A 12,878-nucleotide genomic window follows, 5' to 3' on the forward strand; every position below is an offset into this window, starting at 1 on the left:
CCCCGACAGTCCTCACGACCCGCAGGTGCAGTAACTCCGAGCGGTCCAGAACGCCCGCATCACCGCCGCTCTCGTCGCCGGGCTCGGCGTGCCGGGCGCTCTGATCGAGGTGAGCGCGATCGCTGCGGTCATCCACTGATGATCCGGCTGAGAACTCGAGTCAGATCCTCCCCCTGACCGGCGTCCGCTCCACGGACTCATCGCTCTCGGGCATCGTCATCTCGGCCCGCACGCCGAGGAGCCTGACCTCTCGCTGCTGATCGATCGTGGATCCGAGGGCGAGGGCTGCGTCGATCACATCGTCGCGGTCTGTGGTCGGTGCCGCCAGCTTGCGTCCGAAGGTCTTCGTCTCGAACGGCGCATACCGCACCTTGAGATGCACCCGCACGACCGCCCGCCCCTCGGCCGCGCAGTCGTCGAAGGCGTGACCGGCGAGCTCCGCGAGCGCGGCCTCCACCTGCGTCGCCGTGGTGAGGTTCTGCGGAAACGTCGTCTCGCGGCTGTGACTGCGCGCCACCCACGGAGTCGGATCGACCGCGGTCGGCCCGAGCCCCGAGCCGAGTCCGTGGTACCAGACGCCCATCCGCGGACCGAACTCGGAGACGAGCAGATCCTCGTCGGCATCCGCGAGCTCTCGCACCGAACGGATGCCGAGGGCGGCGAGCCTCTTCTGCACCTTCGGCCCGACTCCCCAGAGATCACGCGTCGGCCTGTCGCCCATCACCTCGAACCAGCTCTCGGCGGTCAGGCGGAACACGCCGCGAGGTTTGCCGAACTCGGTGGCGATCTTCGCGCGCACTCTGTTGTCGCCGATTCCCACCGAGCAGTGGAGCCCTGTCGCCTCGAGCACGGCGGCCTGAGCCGAGCGTGCCACGGTCTCCGGCTCGTCGGTGTCGACCCCGAGGAAGCATTCGTCCCAGCCGATGACCTCCAGCACCACATCGGGAAGGGCGCGCAGCGCCGACATGACCTCGGCGGAGGCCGCTTCGTACGCCTCGTGATCGACGGGGAGGAAGACGGCATCCTCGGGAGCCTTGCGAGCCGCGATCTTCAACGGCATGCCCGACCCGATGCCGAACGCGCGCGCCTCGTAGGAGGCGGTCGAGACGACCGCTCGCTCCGTGGGATCTCCGCGCCCGCCGACGATCACCGGGAGGCCGGCGAGCTCGGGCCTGCGCAGCACCTCGACCGCGGCGATGAACTGATCCATGTCGACGTGCAGCACCCAGGAGGCCATGCACCGAGTGTGGTCGCTGTCGACCGGATTGTCACCCCGTGTCGACGAGCAGAAGGCTGAGGTCAGCCGATCGCGACGCCGACGGCCGTCGCGATCACGGCGAGCAGCGGCAGCGTGCCCTGCATCGCGGCCGCGCGGAGCTTCGACGGGTCGGAGAGCACGAGCACGAGAGCAGCGGCCAGCATCATGCCTGTGCCCGCGAACACCAGCGTGAGCCCGACCGTCGTGAATCCGATGATCACGAAGCCGACACCGAGCAACGCGGTGAGCGCCAGGAACAGGTTGTAGAAGCCCTGGTTGAACGCGAGGGCCTTCATGGTCACGGCATCCGCCTCGCTGGCGACGCCGAAGATCTTCCTCGTCTCGGGCTCGGTCCACTTCAACGACTCGAGCGCGAAGATGAAGACGTGGAAGGCGGCAGCGGCCGCGGCGAGGACGAGTCCGACGATGAGCATGAGTCGATCGTATCGACCGCGGGCACTCAGAGCAGGAAGATCGGCAGCAGCCCCGGATTGTGGGCATGCACGAGCACCGCGAAGACCACGGCGTCGAAGAGCAGGTGCACCGTCACGACGTAGGCGAGCGAATGCGTCCTCACAAAGATGAATCCCTGGAGCAACGCGAACGGGATCGTCAGCAGCGGGCCCCACTCGCGGTAGCCGAGTTCCCACAGGAACGAGACGAACACGATCATCTGCAGCACGTTCGCGAGCGCATCGGGGAAGTGACGGCGCAGCAGGGCGAAGACCGTGCAGATGAAGAACAGCTCATCCCAGATCCCGACCGCGCCGACCCCGACGAAGAGCCGGGCGATGAGGTCGGGCGTGTCCACGACCGGCCAGTTCTGATACACGCCGCTCGAGATGAAGTAGAACGGCAGGATCAGCCAGCCGAGCACCAGCACGGCGAACAGCCAGCCCCACTGCAGACGGCCCCACCGCCGGTGCGTGCGCCACGGAAAGCTGATCGCACGGTCACGGAACACGAAGCGCGACACGACGTAGGGCACCGCGACCGCGCCGCCGAGAGCGATCGTGAAGCGCAGCATCGCGATGTTGTCGAGCTCGGCTGCGAGCGGGATGACGCTCACGATGAGCATGCCCAGCGCGATCAGGGAGAGGTCGCGGGTGAGCGATGGCTGACGCTCTCCGGCGCTCACGGCCTGATCGGCCGCGCCCGGGCGTCCGCGTTCGACGAGCCAGGCTCCCCCGATGCCCAGCGCGAGCAGCACCCATCCGAGCCATGCGGTCTGCACGACGAAGAACGCCGGCGCGGCGGCGCAGACCAGCAGCGCAGGAGCGACGGCGGGCCAGCTCGTCGAGGTGCGCTGCGCGTCGGTCACGCGCGCGACTTCCGCCGATACACGAGGTCGCGGATGTCGCGCCCCTTGGCGATCCCCTTGCGTTCGAAGGCGGTCATCACCCGTCCGTCGAACCGCTCGGCCCACTCGCCGTCGAAGGCTCGCTCGAACAGGGGGTCGGCGTCGAGGACCTCGCGCATCTGCAGCGCGTAGTCCTCCCAGTCCGTAGCGAGACGCAGCAGTCCCCCGTCGCGAAGAGCCCGTGCGGCGGTCTCGCCGAACCCCTGGCGCACGAGCCGGCGCTTGGTGTGCTTCTTCTTGTGCCACGGGTCGGGGAAGAAGATCCAGACCTCGGCTGCCGCGGCCTCGGGCAGGTACGACGAGAGCACCTCGGGTGCGTTCGCCTCGACGACGCGGACGTTGCGCGCGCCCTCTCGGTCGGCGTCGAGCATCGTGCGGGCGAGCCCTGCTCGGAACACCTCGACGGCGAGGAAGTCGTCGTCGGGTCGAGAGGAGGCCGCCGCGACGATGGCATGCCCCTGTCCCGAGCCGATCTCGACGTAGAGATCGGCGTCACGGCCGTACTCGGCGCTCGGGTCCAGGCGGGCCTCGGGATGCACCGACGTCCACGCGACGTCGCGTGGCACGTCGAGGAGGTAGTGCGGGCCGAGCTCGTCGAAGGCGCGTTCCTGCGCGTCCGACATCCGGCCGCTGCGGCGTACGAACGAGACCGGTTCGTCGCGGAAGGTGCGGGGTTCGGGCATGATTCCAGGGTAGTCGGCGACGCCCGGCGCCACGGACCGTGGATCAGGCGGCGGGGGCGGTCACGAAGTCGATGAGCTCTTCAACCCTGCCCAGCAGCGCCGGTTCGAGATCGCGATATGTGTGCACCTTCGACAGGATGTGCTGCCAGGCGCGGCCCGTGTCGCCCTGCGTCTCGTACGGCCAGCCGAACGCCCGGCAGATGCCGGTCTTCCAGTCGGTCCCCCGCGGGATCTCCGGCCACTTCGCGATCCCCAGCGCCCGCGGCGTCACGCACTGCCAGACGTCGACGAACGGATGCCCGACGATGCGCACATGCCTGCCATGAGGGCCGCGCGCGACGGCGTCGGCGATGCGCGACTCCTTCGAGCCTGGCACCAGATGGTCGACGAGGACGCCGTATCGACGGGAGTCGCTCGGCGGCTCCGCCGCGAGCAGCTCATCGAGCAGATCCACGCCCTGCAGGAACTCGACGACCACGCCCTCGACACGCAGATCCGCTCCCCACACCTTCTCGACGAGCTCGGCATCGTGCTTGCCCTCGACGAGGATGCGACTCGGCAGAGCGGTCCGCGCACGCTGGTCGGCGACCACGAAGGATCCGGATGCCGTACGCCGCGTCCCCTGCTCCTTCGGGGCGGGGACGGTGAGGCGCACCGGCGATCCGTCGATGAGGAATCCGCCGCCGAGCGGGAAGAGCCGCTTGCGGCCGAGTCGATCCTCGAGTTCGACGTTGCCGCCCTGCACACGCGTGACAGCACCGCAGTAGCCGTCGTCCGCGACCTCGACGACGAGGTCGAGCTCGGCCGGCACCTGCGGCACCGGCTTCGCCGCGCGCTCCCGCCATCCCGCCGCGAGCACATCCGATCCGTACCTGTCGTCCATGCCCTCCAGCGTATGTGTCTCCGCTGAGGGCGAACGGCTATCGCCGCTCGGATGCTGTCGCGTGTCGGCGTGTGTGCATAGACTCGTGCCATGGGGCTCGGCTGCCGGTCGGAGGGAACACGATGAAGACACGGTGGCTGGCGCTGGCCGCACTGACGGCGGCCGCGGCGGCCGGAGTCTTCTCCGCTTCTGCGGCATCCGCGACCGATCCGCTCACCCTCGACTCCGGCTACGTCACCGATGAGGCGGGTGTGCTGTCGCCCGACCAGGAGGATGCGGTCGAGGCGAGGCTGCAGACCCTCAGCGACAACTCCTCCGCAGACCTCTTCGTGGTCCTCGTCGACGACTTCACCTCTCCCACCGACAACGTCGAGTGGGCAGACACGGTGGCTCAGAACAACAACCTCGGCTCCGAGCAGTACCTGCTCGCCATCGCGGTCGAGGGCCGCAGCTACTACATCTCCGCAGCCTCCGACGGCCCGCTCAGCGACAGCAAGCTCGACGACGTCGAAGAGAAGATCCAGAGTCTGGCCGCTCAGAACGACTGGGAGGGCGCGATCGTCCTCGCGGCCGACGAGATCCAGGGCGACGGTGGGGCCGGCGCACTCCGCGCGACGCTCATCGTCGCGGGGATCATCGCTCTCGGTCTGATCGTGTGGCTGATCGTCGCGCTGATCCGCCGCTCCCGGCGCAACGCCGAGATCCGCCGGCGAGGTGCGATGCCCGAGAAGCCCGACCCGAACGACCCGTTCTCGACCCTGACCGACGAGCAGGTGCAGACGCAGGCGGGCGCCGCGCTCGTGCAGGCGGACGACGCGATCACGTCGAGTCGCGAGGAGCTCGGTTTCGCCGTGGCGCAGTTCGGCGAAGCCGCCACCGCAGAGTTCAGCGGTGCCGTCGAGACCGCCAAGGCGAAGATGTCGGAGGCCTTCGACCTCAAGCAGAAGCTCGACGACGAGATCGAGGACACGGTCCACGACCGCCGCGCCTGGCACATCCGCATCATCCGGATCTGCGACGAGATCGACGACGTCCTCGACGACAACACCGAGGCGTTCGATGCACTGCGCAAGCTCGAGCAGAACGCTCCGCAGGAGCTCGAGCGCGTCCGTGGCGAGCGGGCGACGCTCGACCCGGTGCTCGCGGGTGCGGCGCAATCGCTCGCTGCGCTGTCCGCCACCTACGATCAGGCGGCACTCGCGACAGTCGTCGACAACCCCGCTCAGGCGCAGGAGCGCGCGGCGCTCGCCGACCGATCGCTCGCCGCGGCCGCAGACGCGATCGCGGCAGGGCGCTCCGGTGAAGCGGCGTTCGCGATCCGCACGGCCGAGCAGTCCGTGGCGCAGGCGACCCAGCTCGTCCAGGCGATCACGGCGCTGGGCACGGAACTGGCGACCATCGAATCCCAGGCTCAGGCGCTGGTCGCAGAGCTTCAGGGCGACATCGCCGCCGCGCAGCAGCTTCCCGACTCCGCCGGGGCCATCTCCGTGGTCGCCGCAGGAACGGCGCAGCAGCTGCAGCAGGCGCAGGCGAATCTGACCGGATCATCGCGCAGCCCGCATCGAGTCCTCGAGGCGCTGACCGCAGCGAACGCGCAGATCGATGCCGCGATCGCGCAGGGAACGCAGGCCCTCGAACGGTCCAGGCGTGCGCAGCAGATGCTCGAGCAGACGCTCGCGCAGGCGAGTTCCGAGATCCGAGCGGCGCGTGAGTACATCGAGACCCGCCGAGGAACGGTCGGCTCCACGGCGCGCACCCGGCTCTCGCAGGCCGAGGCAGCCCTCACCCAGGCGCTCGACCTCCGCTCCTCGAACCCCGAGGCCGCGCTCACCGAGGCCGGGCGCGCGCTCGACCTCGCCAGGCAGGCGACCTCGTCCGCGCAGGCCGACGTCGAGGCGATGAACCCGAGCCGTTACGAGAACACCGGCTGGGGCGGCGGCGGCGTCTTCGGCGGCGGCAACTCAGGAGGCTCCTCCGGCCTCGGCGGCGACATCCTCGGCGGCATCATCGGCGGCCTCCTGTCGGGCGGCGGCGGAGGCGGCGGCTCCTCTCGGAGCAGCAGCTGGCGATCCAGCGGTGGCGGCGGATTCCGCAGTTCCGGTTTCGGCGGAGGCGGCGGGAGCCGTTCCAGCGGCCGCAGCGGCCGTTCGGGAGGACGACGCTTCTGAACCGCACACACCACGACCCCAGACATCGAGTCCGACCCTCTGAAAGGAACCACGCATGACCAAGCAGTCCATCTTCGGACGTATCTCGACCCTCGTCCGCGCGAACATCAACTCGCTCCTGGACTCTGCGGAAGACCCGCAGAAGATGATCGATCAGCTCGTCCGCGATTACACGAACAGCATCGCCGACGCCGAGTCGGCGATCGCCGAGACCATCGGCAACCTGCGTCTCCTCGAGCGCGACCACGAAGAAGACGTCCAGGCGGCCACCGAGTGGGGCAACAAGGCGCTCGCAGCCAGCCGCAAGGCTGACGAGATGCGCTCGACCGGCGACGCCGCGGATGCCGACAAGTTCGACAACCTCGCCAAGATCGCGCTGCAGCGCCAGATCAGCGCCGAGCGCGAGGCCACCGGCGCCGAGCCGCAGATCGCCGCTCAGACCGAGATCGTCGACAAGCTCAAGTCCGGCCTCAACGGCATGAAGGACAAGCTCGGCGAGCTCAAGAACAAGCGCAGCGAGCTGCTCGCCCGCGCCAAGGTCGCCGAGGCGCAGACCAAGGTGCAGGACGCGGTCTCGTCGATCAACGTCCTCGACCCGACCAGCGAGCTGGGCCGCTTCGAAGACAAGGTCCGCCGCCAGGAGGCTCTCGCTCAGGGCAAGATCGAGCTCGCAGCATCCAGCCTCGACGCCCAGTTCGAGAGCCTCGAGGACCTCGGGGAGCTCACCGAGGTCGAGGCACGTCTCGCCGAGCTGAAGGCGGGCGGCTCTGCCCCCCGTCAGGCCATCGAAGGTTCCTGACACATCTCGCGGATGCCCCGGACCCGTGCGTCCGGGGCATCCGCTCTTTCATAGCTGGAGGCACCCATGGTGCGATTCCTCGTCGTCCCGCAGTGGCAGGGCTCCCCTGCACCGCGCGCGATGCTCCTCGTCGACGGCGCGTCGGCGATCGCGGGTGATCTTCCGCGTGCGTCGACCACCGTGCTCGATGTGCCCGTCGAAGCCGGCGAGTCACTCGGCACAGGCGTGCGCCGACTCAGCGCCCTTCTGCGCACGCGCGAGCTCGTCCACGAGGCCATGACGGCCGACACGGTGTTGGTGGGAGGGGACTGCAGCGTCACGGTCGCTGCCCTCGCCGCACTGCCCGGCGGCACCGACGATCTCGCCGTCGTGTGGTGCGACGCGCATGCCGACATGAACACCCCCGAGACGTCGCCGTCCGGTGCGTTCTCCGGCATGTCGCTGCGAGCCGTACTCGGCGAAGGAGAACCACAGCTCGCGTTGGCCCCCGGCATCCCGCGGGACCGCGTCATCACCGTCGGCATGCGCGACCTCGACGATGCCGAGGTCGCCGCACTCGACGACCTCGTACAGCTCTCGGTGAACGACCTCGATGACGTCGATTCCCTCGCCGACGCCGTCGAAGCCACAGGCGCGAGCCGCGTCTGGGTGCACATCGACGTCGATGTGCTGGATCCCGCCGAGATCGCCGGCGTCTCCTCCCCCTCGCCGTTCGGCCTTTCTCCCGCGGCGCTGAGCGCGGCGGTGCGTGCGCTCAGGACACGCGTTCCGCTGGCCGGAGCGACCATCGCCGGCTTCGCCCCTCGCACTCCGGCCGACGCGGTCGAGGATCTCGGAGCGCTGCTGCGCCTCGTCGGAGCAGTCGCATGACCGAGGACTGGCGTCCGGCGGCCGAGCGTGCGCTCGAGCGCGGCCGCCGATTCGACCGCCGCATCCCGTCGTTCCTGCTGCGCTCGCCGATCAGTCGCGTCGGGTACTGGTGGGGCACGATGGTCGGCTGGGCGTGGGGATCACTGTGGAGCACGGGTCCGGTCGAGCGGCGGGCCGGCCTCTGGGTCTTCCGCGGTATGCCGAACTGGACGTTCAACCGGGGCGGCGTGTGCGTCGGCGGATGCTTCCTGACCGGTGATGCACGACCGAGCGATGCCGTGCTGCGCCACGAAGCCGTGCACAAAGCGCAGTGGCTCCGCTACGGCATCCTGCTGCCGGTGCTGTACTTCTTCGCCGGACGGGACCCGCTCCACAACCGCTTCGAGATCGAGGCGGGTCTGGAAGACGGCAACTATGTGCGCCGGGCGAGCGCGACTCAGCGCTCGGAGGGAAGAAGCCCGAAGCGCTCCGGCGCGTAGATCTGTGCGGGCTGGATCTCGAGCACGCCGGTGAGGTGCTCGACGATGTCGGCGGTACCGAGGTATCCGCCCAGCAGCGTGACGTGCGTCTCGTACTCGTCGTCGCAGAGCATCTCGTCTGCCCAGGCGCACGTCGCGCGGGCGAGCGCCTGCCCGGGTGCGCACGCGCGACCGGTGCCGGGAGCGCCGGAACGCTCACCGCGGGCGAGCCAGGTCACGGTCATGCGGCCGGGAGCATCGATGACGCCGATGTCGGCGGTCTCAGGGACCTCGATGAAGATCCGACCGGATGCGCACAGCGGCAGAGTCGCGAGGAAGACCTCGAGTTCGGCGAGCGAGTGCTCGTCAGCCGTCACCAGGTGGTGTGCGCGACGACGCGCGGCGCGGCGCTCTGCGCGCGTGCTGCGGGTCTCGAGGAAGGTCTCCATGATGCTTCCATGGTACACCAGGTGAAGGGTTGCCTAACCTTGGTCGACGATCGGTTCCACGAGAGCGTCACGAAGCGCCTCGAGCTCGGAATCGGTCATGCCGTTCGCGCGGAGGTAACCGGCCGCAGATCCCCAGCGGGCGTCGACGTCGTCGAGCAGTGCCCTCATGACCGGCGCCGGCGACTGCGTCGCCAGAGCCACGGCATGCACCGCCTCCGGATGCTGGGACCGCAGGTAGGCGGCGATGCGCTGCGACCGCTCAGGAGGAAGCTGCGACTCGGTGAGGGCGTAGTCCTCGATGATCGCCTCGCGGTCGGCGCCCACCGCGGCGAGCGCGAGCGCCACGGTCACACCGGTACGGTCCTTGCCGACCGTGCAGTGCACGAGGGTGGGCTCCCCCGCGGCGATGACGCGGATGGCCGCGACGAGCCGCTCACCGCTCTCCTCGAGAAGGTGCAGGTAGAGGTCTTCCAGACTCGTGTCCGTCTCGAAGAACGAGCGGACGGATCCGAGGAACAGCGGGAGATGCGTGGTGTCCGGGCCCGCGATCTCGGTGGGTTCCGCCGACACCTCCTCTCCGTCGCGCAGATCGACGATATGCGCGACGCGTCGACTCAGCGCTTCGGCGCCGGCCGCGCTCGCTCCCGAGAGCTGACCCGACCTCAGGAGGATGCCGGAGCGGATGCGGCCACCGGCCGCAGGCATCCCGCCGACGTCACGGACGTTGTTCACGCCCTCGATGTCGACGGCCGTCATGCCTGCGCCTGCGGGGTGCGCGGCGGAACCGGGTATCGACCGGCGATGACGACGCGGTTGAACGCGTTGATCGAGACGCACGCCCAGCTCAGGGCCGCGTACTCCTTCTCGGTGAACACGGTGCCGACGCGGTTGTAGACGTCGTCGGAGATCCCCTCCTCCGAGATGAACGTGAACGCCTCGGCGAGCTCCAGCGCGGCCACCTCACGCTCGCTGAACACGTCGCTCTCCCGCCATGTCGCGATCTGCATCAGGGTGTCGGTGTCGATCCCCGCTTTGAGCGCCCGGTCCACGTGAAGCCTCGTGCAGAAGCTGCACCCGTTGAGCTGGGAGCAGTGGATCATCACGATCTCCTTGAGCCGATCGTCGATGCCGTTCGCGGCACAGATCTCACCGACCGTGCGGGCGAACGCGTCGAGGGCCTGATAGGCGGCGGGCTCGGTCTTGGAGAGGTGCACTCGCGTCTCGCTCATACCCCAATGATATTCCGACGTACGGGAATCGTGGCCCGTGCGAGACGCACACCTGAAATGCAGAAAGACAACTCACATGCGACCTTGATCAACGTAACGCCAGGTAATCAATCGCAATCACTTGACTCATTGCTCTCTCATTTCCCGAGTGCGGGCAAACCAGAGCAGAATATGCAGGTGGCGATCGACATCAGCGAGTTCAGCTATCTTCCCGCACAGGCAGAGGCGCTGGGCGTCCCCGTTCCTCCCGTCGAGCGATTGACCCTGTCGCTCACCGACGGGCGTCAGGTGAGCGCGCTCCGTTTCGGCGACGGGTCGCCGCGCATCACTCTTCTGCACGGCGCGGGACTCAACGCGCACACCTGGGACACGACCGTGCTCGCCCTGCACCAGCCCGTGCTCGTGATCGACCTCGCCGGCCACGGCGACTCGTCGTGGCGCGACGACGCCGACTACACCCCGCGCACCCTCGCCCTCGACGTCGCCGCGGCGCTCGACGCCTGGACGGATGCACCGCAGCTGGTCATCGGACAGTCGCTCGGTGGGCTCACCGGGGCCGCGCTGGCCGCCGCACGACCGGATCTCGTCGCCGAGCTGATCGTCGTGGACATCACGCCGGGAATCGACACATCGGCGGGCCCCGCGGCGCTGCGCGAGTTCTACGCGGGACCCACCGATTTCGCGACCCGCGACGAACTGGTCGATCGGGCGATCGCACTGGGCTTCGGCGGTTCACGCCCCGACACGGAACGGGGCGTGTTCCTGAACACCCGCGTGCGCCAGGACGGGCGCATCGAGTGGAAGCACCACTTCGCCCATCTCGCCGCGCAGGCGCTCGCAGCTCACGACGCCGGAGAAGCCTCGGCGCCCTCTGCTCTGAACACGAGCGGCTGGGATGATCTCGAGCGCGCGTCCGCCCCGGTCACCCTGGTCAGGGCGATCGACGGATTCGTGAGCGCGGCGGATGCGGAAGATTTCGCTCGCCGCCTCCCCGAGGCGCGCGTGGTCGCGATCACGGCGACCCACAACGTGCAGGAGACCGCTCCGGCGGAGCTGGCCGCTCTGATCGCCTCCCGCGTCCCCACAGCCGGAATGTGACGCCCCGTTCCACATTCCGCCTCACTGCCCGGACACATCCCTAGGCTCGAACCACCGGCACACAGCACCTGCCGCACCGAGAGGAAACCACCCATGTTCCGACGTACGCGACGACTCGCGCTGATCTCCGCGATCGCGGCGAGCGCCGTCATCCTCACCGCCTGCACCGGCACGGCCCAACCGGAGACGACGGCGCCGGTCGGCGAGCCGGATCCGGACGCGACGCTCCAGGTGGGACTCGTGCTCGAGCCGACCAACCTCGACATCCGCCACACGAGCGGCGCAGCTCTCGAGCAGATCCTCATCGACAACATCTACGAGGGCCTCGTGAGCCGCTCGCAGGACAACGAGATCGAGCCTCGCCTCGCCTCCGACTACGAGGTGTCCGACGACGGGCTCACCTACACGTTCACGCTGAACGACGGGATCACGTTCCACAGCGGAACCGCACTGACGTCCGCCGACGTCGTCGCCTCGTACGAAGCCGTCCGCACGGACGCCACCCTTCAGGGCAACGCCGAGTTCGCATCGGTGGCCTCGATCACGGCCCCGGACGCGACGACCGTGCAGATCGTGCTCAGCGAGCCGAACCAGAACTTCCTCTTCTCGCTCACCGGTCCTGCGGGACTCGTGTTCCAGACGGGTGACACGACCGATCTCAAGACCGCCGAGAACGGCACCGGCCCGTTCACGCTGACCCGCTGGAACAAGGGCAGCACGATCACCTTCGCCCGCAACGAGGCGTACTGGGGTGACCCCGCAGGCGTCGCCGAGGTCGAGTTCCAGTACATCCCCGACTTCACGGCGGGTGTGAACACGGCACTCGACGGCGGAGTCCAGGTCCTGACCGCAGTCGACCCGAACCTCGCGCCACAGCTCGAGGACTCCGGCGACTTCACCCTCACCACGGGGCGCACGACGGACAAGGCGACGCTGGCGTTCAACAACGCCAAGGCACCGCTCGACGACGTCAAGGTGCGCGAGGCGCTGCGTCTGGCGATCGACCACGAGGCTCTCGTCGAGGCTGTCGGTGCCGGGTCCACTCTCTACGGCCCGATCCCGGAACTCGATCCCGGTTACGAGGACCTCTCGGACGTGGTCTCGTACGACCCGGAGAAGGCGAAGCAGCTGCTCGAGGAGGCGGGCCAGGAGGATCTGGAGCTCACGCTCACGATCCCGAACTTCTACGGGACCACGGTTCCGAAGGTCCTGATCTCCGACTTCCAGAAGGTGGGCGTCACGCTCGACGTCGACTCGGTCGAGTTCCCCACCTGGCTCGAGGACGTCTACACGAACCACGACTACGACCTGAGCTTCGTGCTGCACGTCGAGCCCCGTGACTTCGGCAACTTCGCGAACCCCGACTACTACTTCGGCTACGACAACGCCGAGGTGCAGAGCCTCTACGCCGACGCACTCGCCGAGGTCGACCCCGACAAGTCGGCCGAGTTGCTGGCGAAGGCCGCGCGCATCGTCTCCGAGGACCACGCCGCCGACTGGCTCTACAACGGTGCGACGATCACGGCGGTGAGCCCGCTCGTCTCCGGCTTCCCGGAGGACTCGATCAACTCGCGCATCAACCTCGCGGGCGTGACCGTCTCCACCGAGAAGTGACGACACCCG

Annotated in this window: 14 protein-coding genes; 6 read left to right on the forward strand and 8 right to left on the reverse strand. The window is 68.7% G+C overall.

Annotated elements, in window-relative coordinates:
- Positions 1-160 precede the first annotated feature (160 nt).
- The 5 genes from ACTJKH_RS05470 to ACTJKH_RS05490 form a co-directional block, all read right to left on the reverse strand.
- Positions 161-1,237 carry a DNA polymerase IV gene (locus ACTJKH_RS05470; RefSeq protein ID WP_440736049.1) on the reverse strand — a complete coding sequence of 359 codons (1,077 nt, stop codon included), beginning with the start codon at positions 1,235-1,237 and terminating at the stop codon, positions 161-163.
- A 62-nt stretch (positions 1,238-1,299) separates the two neighbouring features.
- On the reverse strand, positions 1,300-1,692 hold the full coding sequence (locus ACTJKH_RS05475) for a DUF1304 domain-containing protein (protein WP_210097606.1): 393 nt from the start codon (positions 1,690-1,692) through the stop codon (positions 1,300-1,302).
- Positions 1,693-1,718: 26 nt separating this feature from the next.
- Complete coding sequence (locus ACTJKH_RS05480) at positions 1,719-2,579, reverse strand: CPBP family intramembrane glutamic endopeptidase (RefSeq protein ID WP_440736050.1); 861 nt, start codon at positions 2,577-2,579, stop codon at positions 1,719-1,721.
- Complete coding sequence (gene trmB / locus ACTJKH_RS05485) at positions 2,576-3,301, reverse strand: tRNA (guanosine(46)-N7)-methyltransferase TrmB (protein WP_259159647.1); 726 nt, start codon at positions 3,299-3,301, stop codon at positions 2,576-2,578. The genes ACTJKH_RS05480 and trmB overlap by 4 nt, the downstream gene beginning before the upstream one ends.
- Before the next feature lie 43 nt (positions 3,302-3,344).
- A complete protein-coding gene (locus ACTJKH_RS05490; protein ID WP_440736051.1) occupies positions 3,345-4,184 on the reverse strand; it encodes a DUF3097 domain-containing protein in 840 nt (279 codons plus the stop codon).
- 122 nt (positions 4,185-4,306) lie between these two features.
- Here ACTJKH_RS05490 and ACTJKH_RS05495 point away from each other — a divergent pair, with 122 nt between their 5' ends.
- The 4 genes from ACTJKH_RS05495 (at position 4,307) to ACTJKH_RS05510 (ending at position 8,500) form a co-directional block, all read left to right on the forward strand.
- Positions 4,307-6,352, forward strand: coding sequence for a TPM domain-containing protein (locus tag ACTJKH_RS05495; RefSeq protein WP_440736052.1), 2,046 nt, complete (start codon positions 4,307-4,309; stop codon positions 6,350-6,352).
- A gap of 55 nt (positions 6,353-6,407) precedes the next feature.
- Positions 6,408-7,151 (forward strand): PspA/IM30 family protein, encoded by a 744-nt coding sequence (locus ACTJKH_RS05500; protein WP_053095704.1) that lies wholly within the window; start codon positions 6,408-6,410, stop codon positions 7,149-7,151.
- A 66-nt stretch (positions 7,152-7,217) separates the two neighbouring features.
- The gene (locus ACTJKH_RS05505) at positions 7,218-8,021 is read left to right on the forward strand and encodes an arginase family protein (RefSeq protein ID WP_440736053.1); all 804 of its coding nucleotides are present in this window, start codon (positions 7,218-7,220) and stop codon (positions 8,019-8,021) included.
- Positions 8,018-8,500, forward strand: coding sequence for a Fe-S oxidoreductase (locus ACTJKH_RS05510; protein ID WP_440736054.1), 483 nt, complete (start codon positions 8,018-8,020; stop codon positions 8,498-8,500). The genes ACTJKH_RS05505 and ACTJKH_RS05510 overlap by 4 nt, the downstream gene beginning before the upstream one ends.
- Here the strand turns inward: ACTJKH_RS05510 and ACTJKH_RS05515 are convergent.
- The 3 genes from ACTJKH_RS05515 to ACTJKH_RS05525 are packed head-to-tail and all read right to left on the reverse strand — an operon-like array spanning position 8,458 to position 10,157.
- Positions 8,458-8,928, reverse strand: a complete 471-nt coding sequence (locus tag ACTJKH_RS05515) for an SIP domain-containing protein (protein WP_440736055.1) — start codon at positions 8,926-8,928, stop codon at positions 8,458-8,460. The genes ACTJKH_RS05510 and ACTJKH_RS05515 overlap by 43 nt on opposite strands.
- Before the next feature lie 33 nt (positions 8,929-8,961).
- Positions 8,962-9,684, reverse strand: coding sequence for a tyrosine-protein phosphatase (locus tag ACTJKH_RS05520; RefSeq protein ID WP_440736056.1), 723 nt, complete (start codon positions 9,682-9,684; stop codon positions 8,962-8,964).
- A complete protein-coding gene (locus ACTJKH_RS05525) occupies positions 9,681-10,157 on the reverse strand; it encodes a carboxymuconolactone decarboxylase family protein (RefSeq protein ID WP_210097597.1) in 477 nt (158 codons plus the stop codon). Before ACTJKH_RS05525 ends, ACTJKH_RS05520 begins: the two co-directional genes overlap by 4 nt.
- A 171-nt stretch (positions 10,158-10,328) precedes the next feature.
- On the opposite strand from ACTJKH_RS05525, the gene ACTJKH_RS05530 reads away from it, so the two are divergent.
- Both ACTJKH_RS05530 and ACTJKH_RS05535 read left to right on the forward strand, forming a co-directional pair.
- A complete protein-coding gene (locus ACTJKH_RS05530; protein WP_440736057.1) occupies positions 10,329-11,255 on the forward strand; it encodes an alpha/beta fold hydrolase in 927 nt (308 codons plus the stop codon).
- A 93-nt stretch (positions 11,256-11,348) separates the two neighbouring features.
- Positions 11,349-12,869 carry an ABC transporter substrate-binding protein gene (locus ACTJKH_RS05535; protein WP_440736058.1) on the forward strand — a complete coding sequence of 507 codons (1,521 nt, stop codon included), beginning with the start codon at positions 11,349-11,351 and terminating at the stop codon, positions 12,867-12,869.
- Positions 12,870-12,878: the final 9 nt, after the last annotated feature.

Source organism: Microbacterium sp. 22215, assembly GCF_052045655.1.
Taxonomy (GTDB): domain Bacteria; phylum Actinomycetota; class Actinomycetes; order Actinomycetales; family Microbacteriaceae; genus Microbacterium; species Microbacterium phyllosphaerae.

Excerpts from the sequence above, each read along its gene's own strand:
- ACTJKH_RS05510 (WP_440736054.1), top strand. The coding sequence starts at position 8,018 with ATGACCGAGGACTGGCGTCCGGCGGCCGAGCGTGCGCTCGAGCGCGGC.
- ACTJKH_RS05515 (WP_440736055.1), bottom strand. The coding sequence starts at position 8,928 with ATGGAGACCTTCCTCGAGACCCGCAGCACGCGCGCAGAGCGCCGCGCC.
- ACTJKH_RS05520 (WP_440736056.1), bottom strand. The coding sequence starts at position 9,684 with ATGACGGCCGTCGACATCGAGGGCGTGAACAACGTCCGTGACGTCGGC.
- ACTJKH_RS05525 (WP_210097597.1), bottom strand. The coding sequence starts at position 10,157 with ATGAGCGAGACGCGAGTGCACCTCTCCAAGACCGAGCCCGCCGCCTAT.
- ACTJKH_RS05535 (WP_440736058.1), top strand. The coding sequence starts at position 11,349 with ATGTTCCGACGTACGCGACGACTCGCGCTGATCTCCGCGATCGCGGCG.
- ACTJKH_RS05495 (WP_440736052.1), top strand. The coding sequence starts at position 4,307 with ATGAAGACACGGTGGCTGGCGCTGGCCGCACTGACGGCGGCCGCGGCG.
- ACTJKH_RS05530 (WP_440736057.1), top strand. The coding sequence starts at position 10,329 with ATGCAGGTGGCGATCGACATCAGCGAGTTCAGCTATCTTCCCGCACAG.
- ACTJKH_RS05505 (WP_440736053.1), top strand. The coding sequence starts at position 7,218 with ATGGTGCGATTCCTCGTCGTCCCGCAGTGGCAGGGCTCCCCTGCACCG.
- ACTJKH_RS05470 (WP_440736049.1), bottom strand. The coding sequence starts at position 1,237 with ATGGCCTCCTGGGTGCTGCACGTCGACATGGATCAGTTCATCGCCGCG.
- ACTJKH_RS05500 (WP_053095704.1), top strand. The coding sequence starts at position 6,408 with ATGACCAAGCAGTCCATCTTCGGACGTATCTCGACCCTCGTCCGCGCG.
- ACTJKH_RS05490 (WP_440736051.1), bottom strand. The coding sequence starts at position 4,184 with ATGGACGACAGGTACGGATCGGATGTGCTCGCGGCGGGATGGCGGGAG.
- trmB (WP_259159647.1), bottom strand. The coding sequence starts at position 3,301 with ATGCCCGAACCCCGCACCTTCCGCGACGAACCGGTCTCGTTCGTACGC.
- ACTJKH_RS05475 (WP_210097606.1), bottom strand. The coding sequence starts at position 1,692 with ATGCTCATCGTCGGACTCGTCCTCGCCGCGGCCGCTGCCGCCTTCCAC.